We start from the raw sequence: 2,465 nt of genomic DNA, 5'->3' as shown, positions 1-2,465 counted from the left end.
ATTTCAACCCGAGTTTTGGCGCAGAACAAAGCCAATTATCTGCCGAGTGTAAATGCGACAATTGCCAATGGAAACCGTACCTGGCGATCGAAAGACTTTGGTAGTGGTCCCCTGACCAAATATTATGATCACAAAGGTGAAACAGCACCGCAAAATATGTTCGTGTATCAATCTATGTTTGGTTCCGATATTAATTTTAGCTGGGAAATAGATATCTGGAAGAAAATAGGTAGCAAACAGGAGCAGCTGTTAGCCGAGTATCTGGATACACAGGAGGCAAAAAATGCGATACAAACCTCTATCATAACTGCTGTCGCAAAAGGTTACTTCAATCTCTTGATGCTCGATGCCAAGATCGAGGTTGCTAAACGTAACGTCCAATTGAACGATAGTACGCTGCGTATGATCAAGCTCCAATATGAAGCGGGTGAGATCACCGCCTTGGCGATCCAACAAACACAATCACAGCGCCTATTGGCGGCATCCCTCGTCCCCGAAATCGAAAAGGAAATTGTCATCCAGGAAAATGCGCTTCAGACGCTTACTGGAAAATTACCCGATAGCATCAAAAGAGGCACTTCTTACGAGCATCTCTTCGCTGAAAGCAAAGACATCTCCCTCGGTTCCCCGATCGAAATTGTGCGTAATAGACCAGATATCCGATCATCTGAATTTCAATTGATGGCAGCCAATGCGAATGCCAATATCCAACAGGCCATGCGTTACCCTTCATTGACCGTGGGCGGTGTATTGGGGGTAAATAGTATGCTCCCTAAAAATTGGTTCAATATACCAGGGGCATTGCTCGGTGGAATAACCGGGAATTTGACTACACCTATTTTCAAAAACAAAACCTTGAAAACACAGTATGAGGTAGCTAAATTGGAACGTGATAAAGCCGAAATCCAATTGCAACAAAAGGTCGTGGAAGCCGTAGCCGAAGTCTCTAATGCAGTGGTCACGGTCGACAAGCAACGGGAGCAATTGTCTTTGGCCAAAGAAAGAGTCGATAATGCACATCTTGCCGTCAAAAACGCGGGTTTACTCTTTAAAAGTGGCTACGCCACATATTTAGAGGTGATTACAGCGCAAAGCAATGCCCTAAACAGTGACCTCGATCTGGTCGAGTTAAGGCAACAGCATTTAGATGCATTTGTGGATCTGTACCGGGCACTCGGAGGAGGTTGGAGATAAGGATTTAAAACGCTATTTTTGTGATATGACTCCAGAAGAATTACAACAATATTTTCAATCCAAAGACTTGCCTGAATCGTTAGAAATACAGCAAGATATGCAGGTCTTCGACGTACAACGTTTCTTGAGCACAAGTTTTATCCATGTTGGATTATGGAAAAAAGATCTAAGCAAATGTCCATCCTGGATTAGACTTCTTAAATTCAAGGATGCCTTAGAAAATAAAGAAGAGGCCTAACATCTGTTAGACCTCTTCTTTATTTATAGCTATATGCTAGGAGCAAGTTGTTTCATTAATAGTGGCATCTGTTCTTTCGAAAAGATCTCTTCTGCCCCAGCGTCCCGCAATTCCATCCGTTCATTTTCATCACTACTTGATGTCAGCCCAAATATTCGAATAGAGGGAAACCTCTCCCGTATGATTTTTGCCGTTTCTATCCCGTTTAATACAGGCATATGCAGATCTAATATACATATTTCAGGAAGTTCGTGCTCATTTTCATCGAGGTAGTCGATTAAATCCCTACCATTGGAAGCACAATAAACCAAATCCAATAAATGAGATTGAGCCATAGCTCGCATCAACACATGATGAATCAGCGCATCATCTGCGTAGACAACCGTACATTTATTTTTGGTATCCATTTGAAAAAGCTATCATTTTAATAATTATAAAAACAATATTATATAAATATGTAATAAAATAAAAAATACAGAAAAAAGTTAGCAATAATTATGTTATTATACAAATTTTATTTCAAAATGTTCACTATTAACAATCCAACAAGCTTTTAGTTTGATTTATACAATAAGAACATCATAGGTAGTAAATCTCTCCGTGTCAATACCGTTAGAAAAGATTAAGTAAAGAGAAATAAAGATCGGTAGCCTATACCTTAAAAATCATCTTCAATAATTTCAGCCACTCTTCCTACTTGGCCATCCGTCAACCTGACTTTAATTCCCCTCGAATGATATGAGGATGATGTCAGCAAGTCTTTCACAATGCCTTCTGTTAAATTTCCTGTACGTTGGTCCTTTTTTAAGATTATATTCACCAACATGCCTGGCTTTACATCTGCTCTATTTCTTCCATCCATGGTCAAACTTAGAAAAATTGTTTTTTAAATGCAATATAAATAAACAATTTATTGTTAGAAAAACCTTCGTCTCGTATTTTGGAACAGGTACAATGAAAGCAAATGAAACCCAATAGCGTAGATGAATGGTATAAACCGAACTGCAGGCTATTTTATTCAATACCTCCTTAC

General features: G+C 39.3%; 5 protein-coding genes. 2 read left to right on the top strand and 3 right to left on the bottom strand.

What is annotated here, in order from left to right:
* On the top strand, nucleotides 1-1,194 hold a 1,194-nt coding region (locus B2X72_RS20665), incomplete at its 5' end, for a TolC family protein (RefSeq protein ID WP_286851308.1).
* 25 nt (nucleotides 1,195-1,219) lie between these two features.
* Nucleotides 1,220-1,432 carry a DUF6965 family protein gene (locus B2X72_RS20660; protein ID WP_120332699.1) on the top strand — a complete coding sequence of 71 codons (213 nt, stop codon included), beginning with the start codon at nucleotides 1,220-1,222 and terminating at the stop codon, nucleotides 1,430-1,432.
* A gap of 29 nt (nucleotides 1,433-1,461) precedes the next feature.
* On the opposite strand, the gene B2X72_RS20655 is transcribed toward B2X72_RS20660, so the two are convergent.
* The 3 genes from B2X72_RS20655 to B2X72_RS20645 all read right to left on the bottom strand — a co-directional run.
* The gene (locus tag B2X72_RS20655) at nucleotides 1,462-1,839 is read right to left on the bottom strand and encodes a response regulator (protein ID WP_088162127.1); all 378 of its coding nucleotides are present in this window, start codon (nucleotides 1,837-1,839) and stop codon (nucleotides 1,462-1,464) included.
* Nucleotides 1,840-2,090: 251 nt separating this feature from the next.
* The gene (locus B2X72_RS20650) at nucleotides 2,091-2,294 is read right to left on the bottom strand and encodes a YwbE family protein (protein ID WP_046674525.1); all 204 of its coding nucleotides are present in this window, start codon (nucleotides 2,292-2,294) and stop codon (nucleotides 2,091-2,093) included.
* A partial coding sequence (locus tag B2X72_RS20645; protein WP_286851306.1) for a hypothetical protein occupies nucleotides 2,278-2,465 on the bottom strand: 188 nt, incomplete at its 5' end. The genes B2X72_RS20645 and B2X72_RS20650, both read right to left, overlap by 17 nt.

Origin of the sequence: Sphingobacterium sp. UBA7253 (genome assembly GCF_002472745.1) — a bacterium.
Classification (GTDB): Bacteria; Bacteroidota; Bacteroidia; order Sphingobacteriales; family Sphingobacteriaceae; genus Sphingobacterium; species Sphingobacterium siyangense.
Note: the sequence above shows the minus strand (reverse complement) of the source record. Positions and strands in the feature narration are given on the sequence as shown.

Coding starts and splice junctions, on each gene's coding strand:
- B2X72_RS20660 (WP_120332699.1), top strand. CDS start 1,220: ATGACTCCAGAAGAATTACAACAATATTTTCAATCCAAAGACTTGCCT.
- B2X72_RS20650 (WP_046674525.1), bottom strand. CDS start 2,294: ATGGATGGAAGAAATAGAGCAGATGTAAAGCCAGGCATGTTGGTGAAT.
- B2X72_RS20655 (WP_088162127.1), bottom strand. CDS start 1,839: ATGGATACCAAAAATAAATGTACGGTTGTCTACGCAGATGATGCGCTG.